This window comes from Pseudomonas sp. R11F (assembly GCF_050312575.1).
In the GTDB taxonomy this organism is placed as follows: Bacteria; Pseudomonadota; Gammaproteobacteria; order Pseudomonadales; family Pseudomonadaceae; genus Aquipseudomonas; species Aquipseudomonas palleroniana.
In genome coordinates, this window is sequence record NZ_JBNPJU010000020.1 from 91,891 (window position 1) to 106,592 (window position 14,702).

11 protein-coding genes are annotated in these 14,702 nt (G+C 63.2%); 10 read left to right on the plus strand and 1 reads right to left on the minus strand.

Annotated features, from left to right (window positions below):
* Positions 1-98 precede the first annotated feature (98 nt).
* From urtB to ureC, 10 genes are all read left to right on the plus strand, one after another.
* Positions 99-1,601: an urea ABC transporter permease subunit UrtB gene (gene urtB, locus ACQRBV_RS06190; protein ID WP_411985103.1), complete on the plus strand. Its 1,503-nt coding sequence runs from the start codon at positions 99-101 to the stop codon at positions 1,599-1,601.
* Positions 1,601-2,668, plus strand: coding sequence for an urea ABC transporter permease subunit UrtC (gene urtC, locus ACQRBV_RS06195; protein WP_161547795.1), 1,068 nt, complete (start codon positions 1,601-1,603; stop codon positions 2,666-2,668). The genes urtB and urtC overlap by 1 nt, the downstream gene beginning before the upstream one ends.
* Complete coding sequence (gene urtD, locus ACQRBV_RS06200; protein ID WP_411985102.1) at positions 2,665-3,498, plus strand: urea ABC transporter ATP-binding protein UrtD; 834 nt, start codon at positions 2,665-2,667, stop codon at positions 3,496-3,498. The genes urtC and urtD overlap by 4 nt, the downstream gene beginning before the upstream one ends.
* Positions 3,499-3,647: 149 nt before the next feature.
* Complete coding sequence (gene urtE, locus ACQRBV_RS06205) at positions 3,648-4,346, plus strand: urea ABC transporter ATP-binding subunit UrtE (protein WP_411985101.1); 699 nt, start codon at positions 3,648-3,650, stop codon at positions 4,344-4,346.
* 31 nt (positions 4,347-4,377) lie between these two features.
* Positions 4,378-5,217, plus strand: a complete 840-nt coding sequence (locus ACQRBV_RS06210) for an urease accessory protein UreD (RefSeq protein WP_060755052.1) — start codon at positions 4,378-4,380, stop codon at positions 5,215-5,217.
* A gap of 3 nt (positions 5,218-5,220) precedes the next feature.
* Positions 5,221-5,523 (plus strand): urease subunit gamma, encoded by a 303-nt coding sequence (gene ureA, locus ACQRBV_RS06215; protein WP_003171437.1) that lies wholly within the window; start codon positions 5,221-5,223, stop codon positions 5,521-5,523.
* A gap of 8 nt (positions 5,524-5,531) precedes the next feature.
* A complete protein-coding gene (locus tag ACQRBV_RS06220) occupies positions 5,532-6,044 on the plus strand; it encodes a GNAT family N-acetyltransferase (RefSeq protein WP_090367084.1) in 513 nt (170 codons plus the stop codon).
* A gap of 5 nt (positions 6,045-6,049) precedes the next feature.
* Positions 6,050-6,583, plus strand: a complete 534-nt coding sequence (locus ACQRBV_RS06225; RefSeq protein ID WP_060755054.1) for a GNAT family N-acetyltransferase — start codon at positions 6,050-6,052, stop codon at positions 6,581-6,583.
* Complete coding sequence (locus tag ACQRBV_RS06230) at positions 6,580-6,885, plus strand: urease subunit beta (protein ID WP_060755055.1); 306 nt, start codon at positions 6,580-6,582, stop codon at positions 6,883-6,885. The genes ACQRBV_RS06225 and ACQRBV_RS06230 overlap by 4 nt, the downstream gene beginning before the upstream one ends.
* A gap of 137 nt (positions 6,886-7,022) precedes the next feature.
* Positions 7,023-8,723 carry an urease subunit alpha gene (ureC, locus tag ACQRBV_RS06235; protein ID WP_411985100.1) on the plus strand — a complete coding sequence of 567 codons (1,701 nt, stop codon included), beginning with the start codon at positions 7,023-7,025 and terminating at the stop codon, positions 8,721-8,723.
* Here the strand turns inward: ureC and ACQRBV_RS06240 are convergent.
* Positions 8,720-14,608 carry an NEL-type E3 ubiquitin ligase domain-containing protein gene (locus ACQRBV_RS06240; RefSeq protein ID WP_411985099.1) on the minus strand — a complete coding sequence of 1,963 codons (5,889 nt, stop codon included), beginning with the start codon at positions 14,606-14,608 and terminating at the stop codon, positions 8,720-8,722. The two genes, ureC and ACQRBV_RS06240, sit on opposite strands and share 4 nt — an antisense overlap.
* Positions 14,609-14,702 lie beyond the last annotated feature (94 nt).

Genomic DNA, 14,702 nt, shown 5'->3' on the forward strand with positions numbered 1-14,702 from the left:
AATGCATCGCGTGACGCTCTGCGTCACAACGCGGACGCAGAGCGTCCAAGGCGGCATTCCCACGCAGAGCGTGGGAACGATCTATAGGAAACTTGTTTATGCCCACTGCCCTTTACCGCTTCATCCTGACGGCCCTGCTGTTGCTGCCCTTTGCCGCACACGCCAACGACGCCGAAGACTTCCTTGCCGCCAACCCGGCCCAACAAGCCAAGCTGCTCCAGGACTGGGCTGCCCAGCCCGACCCTGCGCGCATCGAGTTGGTGGACGCCCTGCAACAAGGCCAGCTCACGGTCAACGGCGAAACCAAAACCGTGCGCCTGAACAACCGCCTGCGGGGTCTGATCGATAACGTACAGGCCAGCCAGCAATTGCTCGCCGCCGATCCCAAGCTGCGCTTGGCCGCTGCACAGACCTTGCAAAAAAGCGCACAGCCCACGCAACTGAAATTTCTCGACCAGCAACTCGCCGCCGAAACCGACGAAGGCGTGCACGCCGCCCTCAGCTTGGCGTTGGCCAACCTGCAATTGGTGGACACCGACCCCGTTGTTCGCCTCGCCGCCGTACGCCTATTGGGTGGCACCGGCGACCCGCTGGCGCGCACCCGCCTTGAAGCCCTGCTCGCCCCCGGCGTGGAAACCGATGCGGCCGTGCACACAGCCGCCGAAACCAGCCTGGCCCAGGTCAAGCGTAAATTGATGTTGGGTGAACTGCTCGGCCAGGCGTTCAGCGGCCTGTCGCTGGGCTCGATCCTGTTGCTTGCGGCGCTCGGCCTGGCGATTACCTTTGGCCTGCTCGGCGTGATCAACATGGCCCACGGCGAGATGCTGATGCTCGGCGCCTACTCGACCTACGTGGTGCAATTGATGATGCAGCGCTATGTGCCGCAAGCCATCGAGTTCTACCCGCTGGTTGCGCTGCCGGTGGCGTTTTTCGTCACCGCCGCCATCGGCATGGCCCTGGAACGCACAGTGATTCGTCACCTCTATGGCCGCCCGCTGGAAACCCTGCTCGCCACCTGGGGCATCAGCCTGATGCTGATCCAGCTGGTACGTCTGGTATTCGGCGCCCAGAACGTCGAGGTGTCCAACCCCGCGTGGCTGTCCGGGGGTATTCAAGTGCTGCCCAACCTGGTGCTGCCCTATAACCGCATCGTGATCATCGCCTTCGCCCTGTGCGTGGTGATGCTGACCTGGTTGCTGCTGAACAAGACGCGCCTGGGCCTGAACGTGCGCGCCGTCACCCAGAACCGCAACATGGCCGCCTGCTGTGGCGTGCCCACCGGGCGTGTGGACATGCTTGCCTTTGGCCTGGGCTCCGGCATCGCAGGCTTGGGCGGCGTGGCGCTGAGCCAGATCGGCAACGTCGGCCCGGATCTGGGCCAGAGCTACATCATCGATTCGTTCCTGGTGGTGGTGCTCGGCGGTGTCGGCCAGTTGGCCGGCAGCGTGACGGCGGCCTTCGGGCTGGGCATCGCCAACAAGATCCTGGAACCGCAGATCGGTGCGGTGCTGGGCAAGATCCTGATCCTCGCGCTGATCATTCTGTTTATCCAGAAACGCCCGCAGGGACTCTTCGCACTGAAAGGACGGGTGATCGACTGATGAACCAACCATTGATGCTGACGGCCACGCAGAAGGCCGGCCCCAAGCTGACGATTGCGCTGGGCGCGCTGGTCCTCGTGGTGTTGCTCGCCCTGCCGCTGCTGTCATTGTTGCCGCCGGACAACGCATTGCATGTCTCGGCCTACACCCTGACCCTGGTGGGCAAGATCCTTTGCTACGCCATCGTCGCCCTCGCGCTGGACCTGGTGTGGGGTTATGCGGGCATGTTGTCCCTCGGGCACGGCCTGTTCTTTGCGCTGGGCGGTTACGCCATGGGCATGTACCTGATGCGCCAGGCGGCCGGGGATGAATTGCCGGCGTTCATGACCTTTTTGTCGTGGACCGAATTGCCCTGGTACTGGTTCGGCACCCAACACTTTCTCTGGGCGTTGTGCCTGGTGGTCCTGGCGCCCGGCCTGCTGGCGCTGGTGTTCGGGTTCTTCGCCTTTCGTTCGCGGATCAAGGGCGTGTACTTCTCGATCATGACCCAGGCCCTGACCTTTGCCGGGATGCTGTTGTTCTTTCGCAACGAGACCGGCTTTGGCGGCAACAACGGCTTCACCAATTTTCGCAGCATCCTCGGGTTCGGCATTACCGAGCCTGGCACGCGAGCGGTGTTGTTCGTCGCGACGGTGCTGCTGCTGGTCGCGAGTCTGTTGATCGGCTGGCGGCTGGCCAAGAGCAAGTTCGGCCGGGTGCTCACGGCCCTGCGTGACGCGGAAAACCGCCTGATGTTCTGCGGCTACGACCCGCGTGGCTTCAAGCTGTTCGTGTGGGTATTGAGCGCGGTGTTGTGTGGGTTGGCCGGGGCCTTGTATGTGCCGCAAGTGGGCATTATCAACCCCAGCGAAATGTCGCCGACCAACTCCATCGAAGCGGCCGTGTGGGTGGCCTTGGGCGGGCGCGGCACGTTGATCGGCCCGCTGCTCGGCGCCGGTGTGGTCAACGGCATGAAAAGCTGGTTCACCGTGGCGTTCCCGGAATACTGGCTGTTCTTCCTCGGGGCGCTGTTCATCATCGTCACCCTGTACCTGCCCAAGGGCGTTATCGGGCTGCTGAAGAAATGAGGAACGTCATGCTTGAACCTATTTTTGATGCCGGCATCGCCCGCGACGCCATCGGCCTGGGCCAGGCCGCCGGCAAGGGCCTGAATACCCGCCACGGCACCATTTTGACCCTTGAGAGCATCAGTGTGAGCTTCGATGGCTTCAAGGCGCTCAACGACTTGAACCTGTACATCGGCGTCGGTGAACTGCGCTGCATCATCGGCCCCAACGGGGCAGGCAAGACGACGCTGATGGATGTGATCACCGGCAAGACCCGCCCCAGCCAGGGCCACGCCTGGTTCGGCGAAACCCTGGACTTGACCGGTATGAGCGAAGTCCAGATCGCCCAGGCCGGGATTGGCCGCAAGTTCCAGAAACCCACGGTGTTCGAAGCCCTCAGTGTGTTCGAAAACCTGGAGCTGGCGCAGAAGACCGACAAGTCGGTATGGGCCAGCTTGCGCGCGCGCCTGAACGGCGAACAGAAAGACCGCATTGCCGAGGTACTCGACACCATCCGCCTCAGCGCCTCGGCGCAGCGCCCGGCCGGCCTCTTGTCCCATGGCCAGAAGCAGTTCCTGGAAATCGGCATGCTGCTGATGCAAGACCCTCAGTTGTTACTGCTGGACGAACCGGTAGCGGGCATGACCGACGCCGAAACCGAATTTACCGCCGAACTGTTCAAGCGCCTGGCGGGCAAGCATTCGTTGATGGTGGTGGAGCACGACATGGGCTTTGTCGGCTCGATTGCCGACCACGTCACCGTATTGCACCAGGGCAGCGTGCTGGCCGAAGGGTCGCTTGCGCAGGTACAGGAAAACGAGCGGGTGATCGAAGTCTATCTCGGTCGCTAAACCTGCGACGGACCGCTGATCGTTCCCACGCTCCGCGTGGGAACGCATCCAGTGACGCTCCGCGTCACGACTTTAAGAGCGGACGCGGAGCGTCCTAAGCGGCATTCCCACGCAGAGCGTGGGAACGATCGATTGAGGAGAGTTTGAACATGCTGCAAGTCGACAAGCTGCACCAATACTACGGCGGTAGCCACATTCTGCGCGGGCTGTCCTTTGACGTGAAAGTTGGCGAAGTCACCTGCCTGCTCGGCCGTAACGGCGTGGGCAAGACCACCCTGCTCAAGTGCCTGATGGGCCTGTTGCCGGCCAAGGAAGGCGCAGTCAATTGGGAGGGCAAGGCCATCACTGGATTCAAGCCGCACCAGCGCGTACAGGCCGGTATCGCCTATGTGCCCCAGGGCCGTGAAATTTTCGGGCGGCTGACGGTGGAAGAAAACCTGTTGATGGGGCTTTCGCGTTTTCCGGGTTCAGAAGCCAAGGAAGTACCCGCTTTCATCTACGAATTGTTCCCGGTGCTACTGCAAATGAAGCATCGGCGTGGCGGCGACCTGTCCGGCGGCCAGCAGCAACAGCTCGCTATCGGCCGGGCGTTGGCCAGTCGACCGAGGTTGCTGATCCTGGATGAACCCACCGAAGGCATCCAGCCGTCGGTGATCAAGGAGATCGGCGCGGTGATCAAGAAACTCGCTGAGCGCGGGGATATGGCCATCCTGCTGGTAGAGCAGTTCTACGACTTTGCCGCCGATCTGGCCGACCAGTACCTGGTAATGTCTCGCGGTGAAATCCTGCAGCAAGGCCGTGGTGAAAATATGGAACGCGAGGGTGTACGCGGCTTGGTAACCATCTAATCTGTAGCCTTCTAACGATAAGCACTCTGCCATGAACCTGCCCGTTTCCCCTGCCCTGTTCACCCCCAGCTGGCATGCCGCGCTGGAACTCGGCTACGCGCGTTTCGGCGACACGACGCGCCCGGTGATGCGTCGCCACCTCGGCCCGCTACGGGTGCAGAAGCACTTGTACGCTGAAGGCCCCGAGGTGTGCCAACACATCATCGTGCACCCGCCCGGCGGAATCGCCGGCGGCGACCGCCTGGCGATCAGCGCACGGGTGGGCGAAGGCGCCTGGGCCCAGTTGACCAGCCCCGGCGCGGCCAAGTGGTACCGCGCCCAGAGCCCGGCCTTCCAGCACCTGGACTTGACCGTCGAAGCCGGCGCCACCCTGGAGTGGCTGCCCCAGGAAACCATCGTGTTCAGCGCCGCTCAAGCCGAGCTCAGCACCCGTATTGAGCTGCACGGCGACGCACGGCTGTTCTACTGGGATGTGGTCGCCCTGGGCCGCCCGGCCAGCGACGAACGCTTCGACCTCGGCCACTTTCAATCACACCTGGACATCCGCCGCGACGGCCGGTTGCTCTGGCATGAGCGCCAGCGCATTGTGGGTGCCGACGGTTTGCTCGACTCGCCCATCGGCCTGGACGGGCAGCCGGTCTTTGCGACGTTGCTGCTGACGGCCGACATCGAGCCTGAACTGCTGGACACCTGCCGCGCCCTACCCCACGCCGTGCGCGGCGACCTGACCCAACTGCCCGGCCTGCTGGTCGCCCGCTGCCTGGCCGGCGAAGCGCTGCTGGCACGCGCCTGGCTGATCGATTTATGGCGGCTGCTGCGCCCGGCGACGCTGGGCCGGGAAGCCGTTTCACCCCGAATCTGGAGCACCTGAACCATGGACCTGACCCCACGGGAAAAAGACAAGCTGTTGATCTTCACAGCAGGCTTGGTCGCCGAGCGGCGCCTGGCGCGCGGCGTGAAGCTCAACTACCCGGAAACCATCGCCTACATTTCCGCCGCCTTGATGGAGGGTGCCCGCGATGGCCGCACCGTGGCCGACCTGATGCACTACGGCACCACCTTGCTCAGCCGTGAACAAGTGATGGAGGGCATCCCGGAAATGATCCCGGACATCCAGGTGGAAGCCACCTTCCCCGACGGCACCAAGCTGGTCACCGTCCACCAACCCATCGCCTGAGGCCCCCCATGATTCGTGATGCAACCGAACAGGATCTGCCGGCGATCCGCGATATCTATAACGACGCGGTGCGCAACACCACGGCGATCTGGAACGAACAACCGGTGGACCTGGCCAACCGCCTGGCCTGGTTCAGTGCGCGTCAGGCACAGGGTTATCCGGTGCTGGTGTCCACCGAAAACAATGAAGTCACCGGCTACGCCTCGTTCGGTGACTGGCGACCGTTCGAAGGCTTTCGCTACAGCGTCGAGCACTCGGTGTATGTGCGCAGCGACCAACGCGGTAAAGGGGTCGGTCCACGCTTGATGGAGGCCCTGATCGAACGCGCGCGGGCTTGCGGCAAACACGTCATGGTCGCCGCCATCGAAAGCGGCAACCAGGCCTCGATCCGCCTGCATGAGCGCCAAGGTTTTATAACGACCGGGCAGATGCCCCGAGTAGGTATCAAGTTTGGCCGCTGGCTGGACTTGACCTTCATGCAACTGGCCCTGAACCCGGGTGCCGAGCCACCCCAGGAGTGACCCCGATGAGCGCCACGCACCTGCGTCGAGTGAATGCTGAAAGTTTTGCCCATTACCGTCTGGGCCTGGTCGAGCTGTTGCTGGACGCGGTCAAGCATGGCGCCAGCGTCGGGTTCATGGCCGACTTTGATGAGGCCCAGGCCCGCGCCTATCTGAGCGGCGTGCAGGCCAGCATCGAGGATGGCAGCCTGTTGCTGTGGGTGGTAGTCCGTGAGGAGCAGGTGATCGCCAGCGTGCAATTGGCGCTGTGCCAGAAGGCCAACGGCCTGAACCGCGCCGAGGTGCAGAAGCTGTTGGTGCACAGCAGCGCGCGGCGTCATGGCCTGGGCCAACAATTGATGCATACCCTGGAACTCGCCGCCCGCCAGCACAAGCGTGGCCTGCTGTACCTGGACACCGAGGCCGGTTCGGCCGCCGAAGCCTTCTACCAGGCGCTGCGCTACACCAAGCTCGGCGAGCTGCCCGACTACTGCCAAAGCCCGGACGGGCGCTACACCCCGACCGCCATCTACTTCAAGACACTGGGGCAACCTGCATGATTCCTGGCGAATATCAGATCCAGCCTGGCGACATCGAACTCAACGTGGGCCGGCGTACCGTCAGCCTGAGCGTGGCCAACAGCGGCGACCGGCCGATCCAGGTCGGCTCGCATTACCATTTTTTCGAGACCAACGACGCACTGACCTTCGACCGCGCCGCCAGCCGTGGCATGCGCTTGAATATTCCGGCGGGCACGGCGGTGCGGTTTGAGCCGGGGCAAAGTCGTGAAATCGAGTTGGTGGATTTGAGCGGTGGACGGCGGGTATTTGGCTTCGCCGGGAAAATCATGGGTGATCTTTAGGGCTTCACTGATCGTTCCCACGCTCCGCGTGGGAATACATCCGGTGACGCTCTGCGTCACGACTTTAAGAGCGGACGCAGAGCGTCCAGGGCTGCATTTCCACGCAGAGCGTGGGAACGATCGAGGAACAACGTGCGATGAAAATTTCCAGACAAGCCTATGCCGACATGTACGGCCCCACCGTCGGTGACAAGGTCCGCCTGGCCGACACGGAGCTGTTCGTCGAAGTGGAGAAAGACTTCACGGTCTATGGCGAAGAAGTAAAATTCGGCGGCGGCAAGGTGATCCGCGACGGCCAGGGCCAAAGCCAGTTGCTCGCCCATGAAGTCGTCGACACGGTCATCACCAACGCGCTGATCATTGACCACTGGGGCATAGTAAAAGCCGACGTCGGTTTGAAGAACGGCCGCATCGCCGCCATAGGCAAGGCCGGTAACCCGGACATCCAACCCGGCGTGACCCTCGCCATCGGCGCCAGCACCGAAGTGATCGCCGGCGAAGGCATGATCCTCACCGCCGGCGGTATCGACAGTCACGTGCACTTCATCTGCCCGCAGCAGATCGAAGAGGCACTGACCAGCGGCGTGACTACCATGATCGGCGGCGGCACCGGGCCTGCCACCGGCACCAACGCCACCACCTGCACCTCCGGGCCCTGGCACCTGGCGCGCATGCTCCAGGCCAGCGATTCGTTCCCAATGAACATCGGTTTTACCGGCAAGGGCAACGCCAGCTTGCCCGAGCCGCTGATCGAGCAGGTCAAGGCCGGCGCCATCGGCTTGAAGTTGCATGAAGACTGGGGCACCACCCCGGCGAGTATCGACAACTGCCTGAGCGTGGCCGATGAGTACGACGTGCAGGTGGCGATCCACAGCGACACCCTGAACGAGTCCGGCTTCGTTGAAACTACCCTCGCCGCGCTCAAGGGGCGCACCATCCACACCTATCACACCGAAGGTGCCGGGGGCGGCCATGCGCCGGATATCATCAAGGCCTGTGGTTTCCCCAACGTGCTGCCCAGCTCCACCAACCCGACACGGCCGTTCACCCGCAACACCATCGACGAACACCTCGACATGCTGATGGTCTGCCATCACCTGGACCCGAGCATTGCCGAAGACGTGGCGTTTGCCGAAAGCCGCATCCGTCGCGAAACCATCGCCGCCGAAGACATCCTTCACGACCTCGGCGCGTTCTCCATGATCAGCTCCGACAGCCAGGCCATGGGCCGTGTCGGCGAAGTCATCACGCGCACCTGGCAGACCGCCGACAAGATGAAGAAACAGCGCGGCGCCCTGCCCGGCGATGGCGCCGGTAACGACAACTTCCGCATCAAGCGCTACATCGCCAAGTACACCATCAACCCGGCGATCACCCACGGTATCAGCCATGAGGTGGGCTCGATCGAAGTGGGTAAGTGGGCCGACCTGGTGCTGTGGCGCCCGGCGTTTTTCGGGGTCAAGCCGACGTTGATTCTCAAGGGCGGGGCGATTGCATCGAGCCTGATGGGCGATGCCAACGCGTCGATTCCCACCCCGCAACCGGTGCACTACCGCCCCATGTTCGCCAGCTTCGGCAGCTCGCTACAGGCCACCAGCCTGACGTTTATCAGCCAGGCGGCGTTTGCCGCCGGGCTGCCCGAAGCCTTGGGTTTGAAAAAGCAGATCGGAGTGGTCAAGGGCTGCCGCTCGGTACAGAAAACCGATCTGATCCATAACGACTACCTGCCGCAGATCGACGTCGACCCGCAAACCTACCAGGTCAAGGCCGACGGCGTGTTGTTGTGGTGCGAGCCGGCAGAAACGCTGCCGATGGCGCAGCGCTATTTTCTGTTTTAACTCGCGGCCAGCTCCTCACGGGTCAACGCTTCGATCAGGTTGGCCTCTTCGATCGCCAGTTGGGCCTGCAAGTCCTTGGCCTGTGCCGCATATTCATCGCCGGTCAGCAGGCCGCTCGCGAACTGCTCGTACAGTACCGCCAGGCGCTCCTGGTACGGCTTGCTCAGGGCATCGAACTGCGTGCGGTATTTATGCGTCACGTAGTCGAGCCAGAAGTCCCGGGACAGCAGCGCTTCGAACGCCTGCGGCGAATTGTCGAGTGCGAGCACCCGCGTGCGAGCGCTGTCGAGCATCGCCTGGGTGACACTCCCCATGTGGGTGAATCGCACCTGTTCCGGTTGGCCGGGCAAGTCGAGTTGGTCGGCGCCCTTGAGGCCGAAGCGATAAGCCAGGCGGATTTCGACCTCCTCCAGGCGGCTGATGCGCCGGGCTTTCTCGGCATCGCTCAAATGCGGCGTGGCGTTGATGGCAGCGGTCCGTTCGGCAATGTCGTTGAGGGCGATTTTTTCCACCTCATCCAAGCGGAACAACCCCCGCGACAGTTTGCGCAATGCCGCGCCCTGGGTCGCGTCGGTGGCGGCTGCCCGTGCCTTGTAGACCATCGCCATGACTTCGACGTTGCTGAACGACAACGCCGCCCGATCACAACACGCCGGCCGGCCGGCCCATTCGAACATCTGCTCGCGCAGGCGCTCCGACTCGCTGCTGTTTTGCGTGATGCAGTCGATCACCTCCCAGACGCGGCCTTGCAGGTCGGTGTGCTGCTCGCTGACCACCTGCAAATCGCTGAGCATCCGGAAAAACCCCGCGCTCCCCGGCCGTTCCCGCAGTGCCAGCCACTGAGCCCTGCGCGTCGCCAATTGCTCCTCGGCAAAACCCAGGCTCCAGCGCTCGAACACCAACCCTGGGGCCGTATTCAAGAGTTCACGGTGAGCAATGCGCAAGGCCGAGACCACCAACAGGTTCGGGCTGCCCGGCTCACTCAACGCGTTCTGCTCGAGGCGTTCGGAATACACCCGCACCTGCGCCAGCGTCACTTCGCTCAGCGGGTTGTTGCTCATGTTGGCCACCCGGCTCAGGCGCACCGATTGCGCCCGTTGCTCGGGCAGCGGCGCGACCAGGAAGTCCGGTAGCGTGGTGATCTGGTTGCCACTCAAGTCGACCATGTCCAGCAACGGCTGCTCACCCAACCCCGGCGGCCAGGTGTCGATATTGACGTTTTTCAGGCTCAGCGAACGCATGTCGGGAATCCGGCTGAAATCCGGCGCGATGCCCAACGGGTTGTTGTCCAGCCACAATGCCCGCAGGCTGCTGCGACCGGCCAGGACCTCGGCGGTCTGCGTGGTCAACTGGATCTGGTTTTTCTGCAAGAACAAGCGCGTCAAACCGTGCATCTCGCCCAGGGCCGGTGGCAGTTCACGCAGTTGGTTGTTCGACAGATCCAGCCAGCGCACGCTGCGATAACGTGACAGGAAACCTTCGGGAGAGGCGCTCAGTGCCATCCCGCTGAGCTTGAGCGAACCGACATGCGAGAAATCCGCCTCCAGGTCCGGCAGGCTGGGCAGCCGCAGATTGCCCAGGTCCAGCTCGAGGCCGATAGGAGTACCGTCATGGGCCAGTTTCATCGGCGCCTCGCGACGCCAGCATTGCAGGATGCGTGACTTGGCGATGTAGCGGTCATCCCGCGTCGTCGCGTTGCTGCGCAGTTGATCGGAGCGAATATAGCGTTCACTGGCGCCGCCACCGGAGAAAGCCCAGGCGTTGAGCTGTTCGGTCAGCCTGTCGAACTCGGTCGCACGCCGCGCCAACTCTGCTTCGGCGCCCTCGCCCAGGCTCCAGATCAGCTCTCTGGCGGCCTTGATGGTCTTGTCCGGGTACATGCGCTGCACCGTCAAAATGGCGGGGGACTCGACGGAAAACGCATCGGCAATCCCACTCTGCGCCAACTCCGGTACGACCTCGCCCAAACGCTTCCAATAGTTGTCCACCTCCAGCATGCAGCCTTCGGAGAACGGGTTGCCGCCGATCACCGTCACACCATTGATCTGTATCGTGCGTTGGAAATGTTCGGCCTGCGGGTAGAGGTGTTCTCGCGGGATCTCGCTCAGTTGGTTGTTGCGCAGGTCCACGCGCAGCAGGTCGGCCTGGCTCAGCAGGCCCCGGGGCCACTGGGAGATGCCGGTATTGCTCAGGTCGAGGAATTTGAGACGCTGCAGGGCAGTGAAATCCGGCGTTATGTGCAGGGGGTTGCCGGCCAGGTCAAGGCTTTGCAGTTGATCCAGCCCGGCGAGTTTTTCAGCACTGGCGTCGGTCAGGCGAATGCGGTTGCCGCGCAAGCGCAGATGAGTCAGCTGGTGCAGGTCGCCGACGATATCGGGCAGTTCGGTCATGCCGGTATCGCTGATGCGCAGTTCGCGGATGTGCGTGAAGTTTTTCAGGAAGACCTGGGTGTCGGCATTCCAGACGATTTTGCCGAGGGCCAGTTCCTGCACGTGGCTGAAATCGGCGGTCAGCGCCGGCAGGCTGCGCGGGGCGATGGCCGACAGCGACAGTTCGCTGCCGGTTTCGCGGCGCCAGCAACGTCGGATGTCCATGGCGAACCGTGCGCCACTGGCATCGGACGGCGTATCGGTGGCGCGCACCCACGCCTTGAGGCTGCGATCCAGGTTGGCGTAGTCGGCTTCCAGTTGCGTCAACCGGACCCGCACATCGGCCCCCAGGAACTGGATATACACGCTGACATCGGCATCGGAAAACGAAGGGTACAAGCGCCGCACCCGCGCCTCATTGCTGCGCAGTGTGTTCACCAGTTGCTTGAAACCGCGCCCTCCCCCGAGCAGGCGCATCGTGGGATCAATGACCGGGCGGCGTAATGGGTGGTCGAGCAACACCGTACGCAAGGGTTCGCGTGGCAAGGGGTTGCGCAGTATCGCCGACTTGAGCTGCGTCACGCTGGTGAAATTCATCGCCTGTTGTTCGGCCGGCGTGAGCACTTGCCACAGCGCCGTGTAAAAGTCCTCGCCCTGAAACTGCCCATCGGCGTCCTGCACCAGGATACGCCGCGCAGTGGCCTCGGGATGGCCGATGGCATCCAGCACCTGGCCTTCGGCAAAATGCTCGCGCAGTTCCAGGCGTGTACCGCGTGCCCAGCCCGGCAACAGTTCCAAGGTGCGCAGCGCAAGACGCTGAGTGTCGATATTGCTCATCGAGTCGAGGAACAGGCCCTCATAGGCCCGGGACACACGGACCTCCTGCTCGCTCCAGCGCAGCCGCTCATGGATCGGGCCGGGCAGGCGCCGGCTGCTGCGAAAGACTTGCAGGTCCTCGGCGCTCATCCCATCGAGCAACAGCCTGGCCACCGGCGCGGGCAATTGCGGGTAGGTGTTGAGCACACGCTGCACGTCGACATCGGCGGAGCAGTTCTGCGCCTTATAGCGCTCCTCCAGCAGCGAGCCTTTGAGCTGTTCGGCGGCGTCGGCCAGGTACAGGCGCAACTGGGCGGCGCGCTCACCGAGCGTCTGCGCGGCCATGCCGGGTATGTCCTTGAGCTCCGGGTCGCTGCCTTGCAGGGTGTACAGCACCTGTTCGAGTAATTCACCCCGCGCTTGTTGCACCGCATCCAGTGCGACGACCCGGCGAACCTGGGACGCGGGCGCCGGGTCGTTCCATAGCTCGCGCCCGTCACTGCCGAGCACACGCAGCGAGGGCTCGTTGGAGAGCATGCCACGGCGTTTCATCAGCTCCAGTTGCAGCGTCGCATCGGCCTTGGCGTAGGTCGCAGGATTGCGACTGCGCAATTGCTCGATACTGTTCTCCAGCTCGCGATGCAAGGCAAAGCGCTTGAGGCTGTCGGCCAGCAGCCGCGGCGTGGCGTGCTGGTCGAACAATGCTTCACGCAGCGCCTCGGTCTCGACCCCGCTGGCCAGGCGCGCCTGTTGCAAGCGCTCGGCGCTGAGGTCGGCGGCCGGTTTGCCCAGTCGCCGCAGCAAGGTCGCCTCGCCCCAGGTCAGCGAGTCTTCGCCTTCGTGGGTCCAGGCACCTTCGCCGTTGTGCTCCAGCAGCGGACGATAGGCGTCCGTGCGGTCTGGGTGCTGCACACGGTACTGGCCGGTGCTGGTTTCCTGCTCGACCTGATAGTGCTTGCCTTCAAGGAACAGCACCGGTTTTCCCTCGTGACGGTACAGGCCCAGGCCGTCGGGTTTGGCATCCGTGGCCAGCTGGATATTGGCTTTGTAGCGTGACAAGTCCGGGTTCCACAGCTTCTGCTTGCCGTCGGCCAGGATCACCGGCTTGAGCGCCTCGACCACACCGAACACTTGCACATGGGGCAGCACGGTGGCGCCGGTGCCGAGCATGGCCACGTTCAGCGCGATGCTGGAAAAATGCGCCCACATTTCACGGGTCTCGCCTTGTTCATAGGCATCGATGCCCTCGTACACTTCCTCGCACATCTGCGCGGCGCCCACCACCAGCATGAGTGGCCCCAGGCCCGGCACCACAAAGGCGGCCAGGTTGAACACGCTGAGCACGGCATCTTTGAAACCTTCCAACCGGGCCGCACGGGCCTTGGCGTCCTCGTCATCGGTGGGCACCGCCACGGCGCGGGCGTCGGCGAGGATTTTGTCGACATGGGCCTGGTTGCGGTGCTGCCACAGGTCGCCTTTGATGGTCGATTCGTCCATCGCCAGCTCCGCGGGTTGGACCGACCGCGAAGGCCGGCACAGCGCGTTGATTTTGTCGAAGAACGCTCCTTGCTCGGACACCGGCACGAACCGGCTGAAGAAGCGCCGGTACTCGAGGCTCTTCAAGCGCTCGCCCAAGTCGGCCAGAAACTCGTACAGGTTGGCGTATTCCTTCAGCGGCTGCTGTGGGTCATCGGGCAGGTACACCACCAGGCGCTCGACCCGCGCCGCGCGCTTGCGCCTTGGCCCGATCAACAGCGGCCCGACCAGCTCCACCCCCAGCAATTGCAGGTTGGCGAACGTCACCGGGCGGCTATCCAGCGTCGGGGCAGGCTTGGCGGCGAGCACATGCTTGAGCATCCGGTAGGCATCACTGCTGATCCCGGCACCAACCAGGTAGCTGTTGGGCTTCTTGGCGAATTGCTGCCAGGCGATTTCAGTGCTGAGCGCCAGTTGCTGGCGCTGATGCTCCTGCAGTTGCTTGACCAGCGCCTGGCGTTTTTTCTCGTCCTTGGGTTGCAGGATGTCCTTGATGTGTTGCTGGTACAGGCGACCCAGATCCAGGCTGCGGCACAATTTGGCGAACGCAGAAGGTGCAATGGGTTTGGCCTGGGAGTTGACCGCCGCAAAATCGGCAATGACCTCACCGTCGTAGTTACTCCAACCGGTGATGAGTTCGCAATCGGCGCAGCGCGCCGGGTGTTCTTCTTCGGGCAGGAAGTTGGCCAGCGCCACCTCCAACAACGATACGCCCCGGTACTCCTCATCCAACGGCGATGTGCGGGTGCGGTCAAAGCTGAAAAAACCATAGAAATCATCACGGGCGCCAGGCGCGAACTTGCGCGCCAGGTAGACGTTGCGCACGTCTATATCGAGCTTGAAGCGTTGCTTGATCGCGGCTTTGAGCAAGGGTTCGGCGAACGCTTGCACATCCTGGATCGTTGCAAGGGTGGCATCGACCTGATTGAAGATTGCGCGGTACCGGCTATGGCTGGCGGCCAGCGCTTGCTTCTGGGTGCCCGAGGCCTTGATGTACCACGCGGGCAATACCAGCGCGTGGTCGGCCAGTTCCTGCCGGCGCGGCGCCCGCGCCTGGCTGAACCAGCTCGGTACGCGGGCCTTGATAAAGTCGTAGTGAACACCCCGAAGGTCGGCATGAAACACACCTTCGGGGCGCGGTGCTGGGGTTTTGCGGTCTGACATGAGCGGTCGTCCGTCACTGATGGAAACCTCAGCCTACGCAACGACCGTGCGCCACAGTGCCTGCTTAGTTACCGCACAGCGGCACTGAACTGCC

Excerpts from the sequence above, each read along its gene's own strand:
- ureA (WP_003171437.1), top strand. The coding sequence starts at position 5,221 with ATGGACCTGACCCCACGGGAAAAAGACAAGCTGTTGATCTTCACAGCA.
- ACQRBV_RS06230 (WP_060755055.1), top strand. The coding sequence starts at position 6,580 with ATGATTCCTGGCGAATATCAGATCCAGCCTGGCGACATCGAACTCAAC.
- ureC (WP_411985100.1), top strand. The coding sequence starts at position 7,023 with ATGAAAATTTCCAGACAAGCCTATGCCGACATGTACGGCCCCACCGTC.
- ACQRBV_RS06220 (WP_090367084.1), top strand. The coding sequence starts at position 5,532 with ATGATTCGTGATGCAACCGAACAGGATCTGCCGGCGATCCGCGATATC.
- ACQRBV_RS06240 (WP_411985099.1), bottom strand. The coding sequence starts at position 14,608 with ATGTCAGACCGCAAAACCCCAGCACCGCGCCCCGAAGGTGTGTTTCAT.
- urtC (WP_161547795.1), top strand. The coding sequence starts at position 1,601 with ATGAACCAACCATTGATGCTGACGGCCACGCAGAAGGCCGGCCCCAAG.
- urtB (WP_411985103.1), top strand. The coding sequence starts at position 99 with ATGCCCACTGCCCTTTACCGCTTCATCCTGACGGCCCTGCTGTTGCTG.
- urtD (WP_411985102.1), top strand. The coding sequence starts at position 2,665 with ATGAGGAACGTCATGCTTGAACCTATTTTTGATGCCGGCATCGCCCGC.
- urtE (WP_411985101.1), top strand. The coding sequence starts at position 3,648 with ATGCTGCAAGTCGACAAGCTGCACCAATACTACGGCGGTAGCCACATT.
- ACQRBV_RS06210 (WP_060755052.1), top strand. The coding sequence starts at position 4,378 with ATGAACCTGCCCGTTTCCCCTGCCCTGTTCACCCCCAGCTGGCATGCC.
- ACQRBV_RS06225 (WP_060755054.1), top strand. The coding sequence starts at position 6,050 with ATGAGCGCCACGCACCTGCGTCGAGTGAATGCTGAAAGTTTTGCCCAT.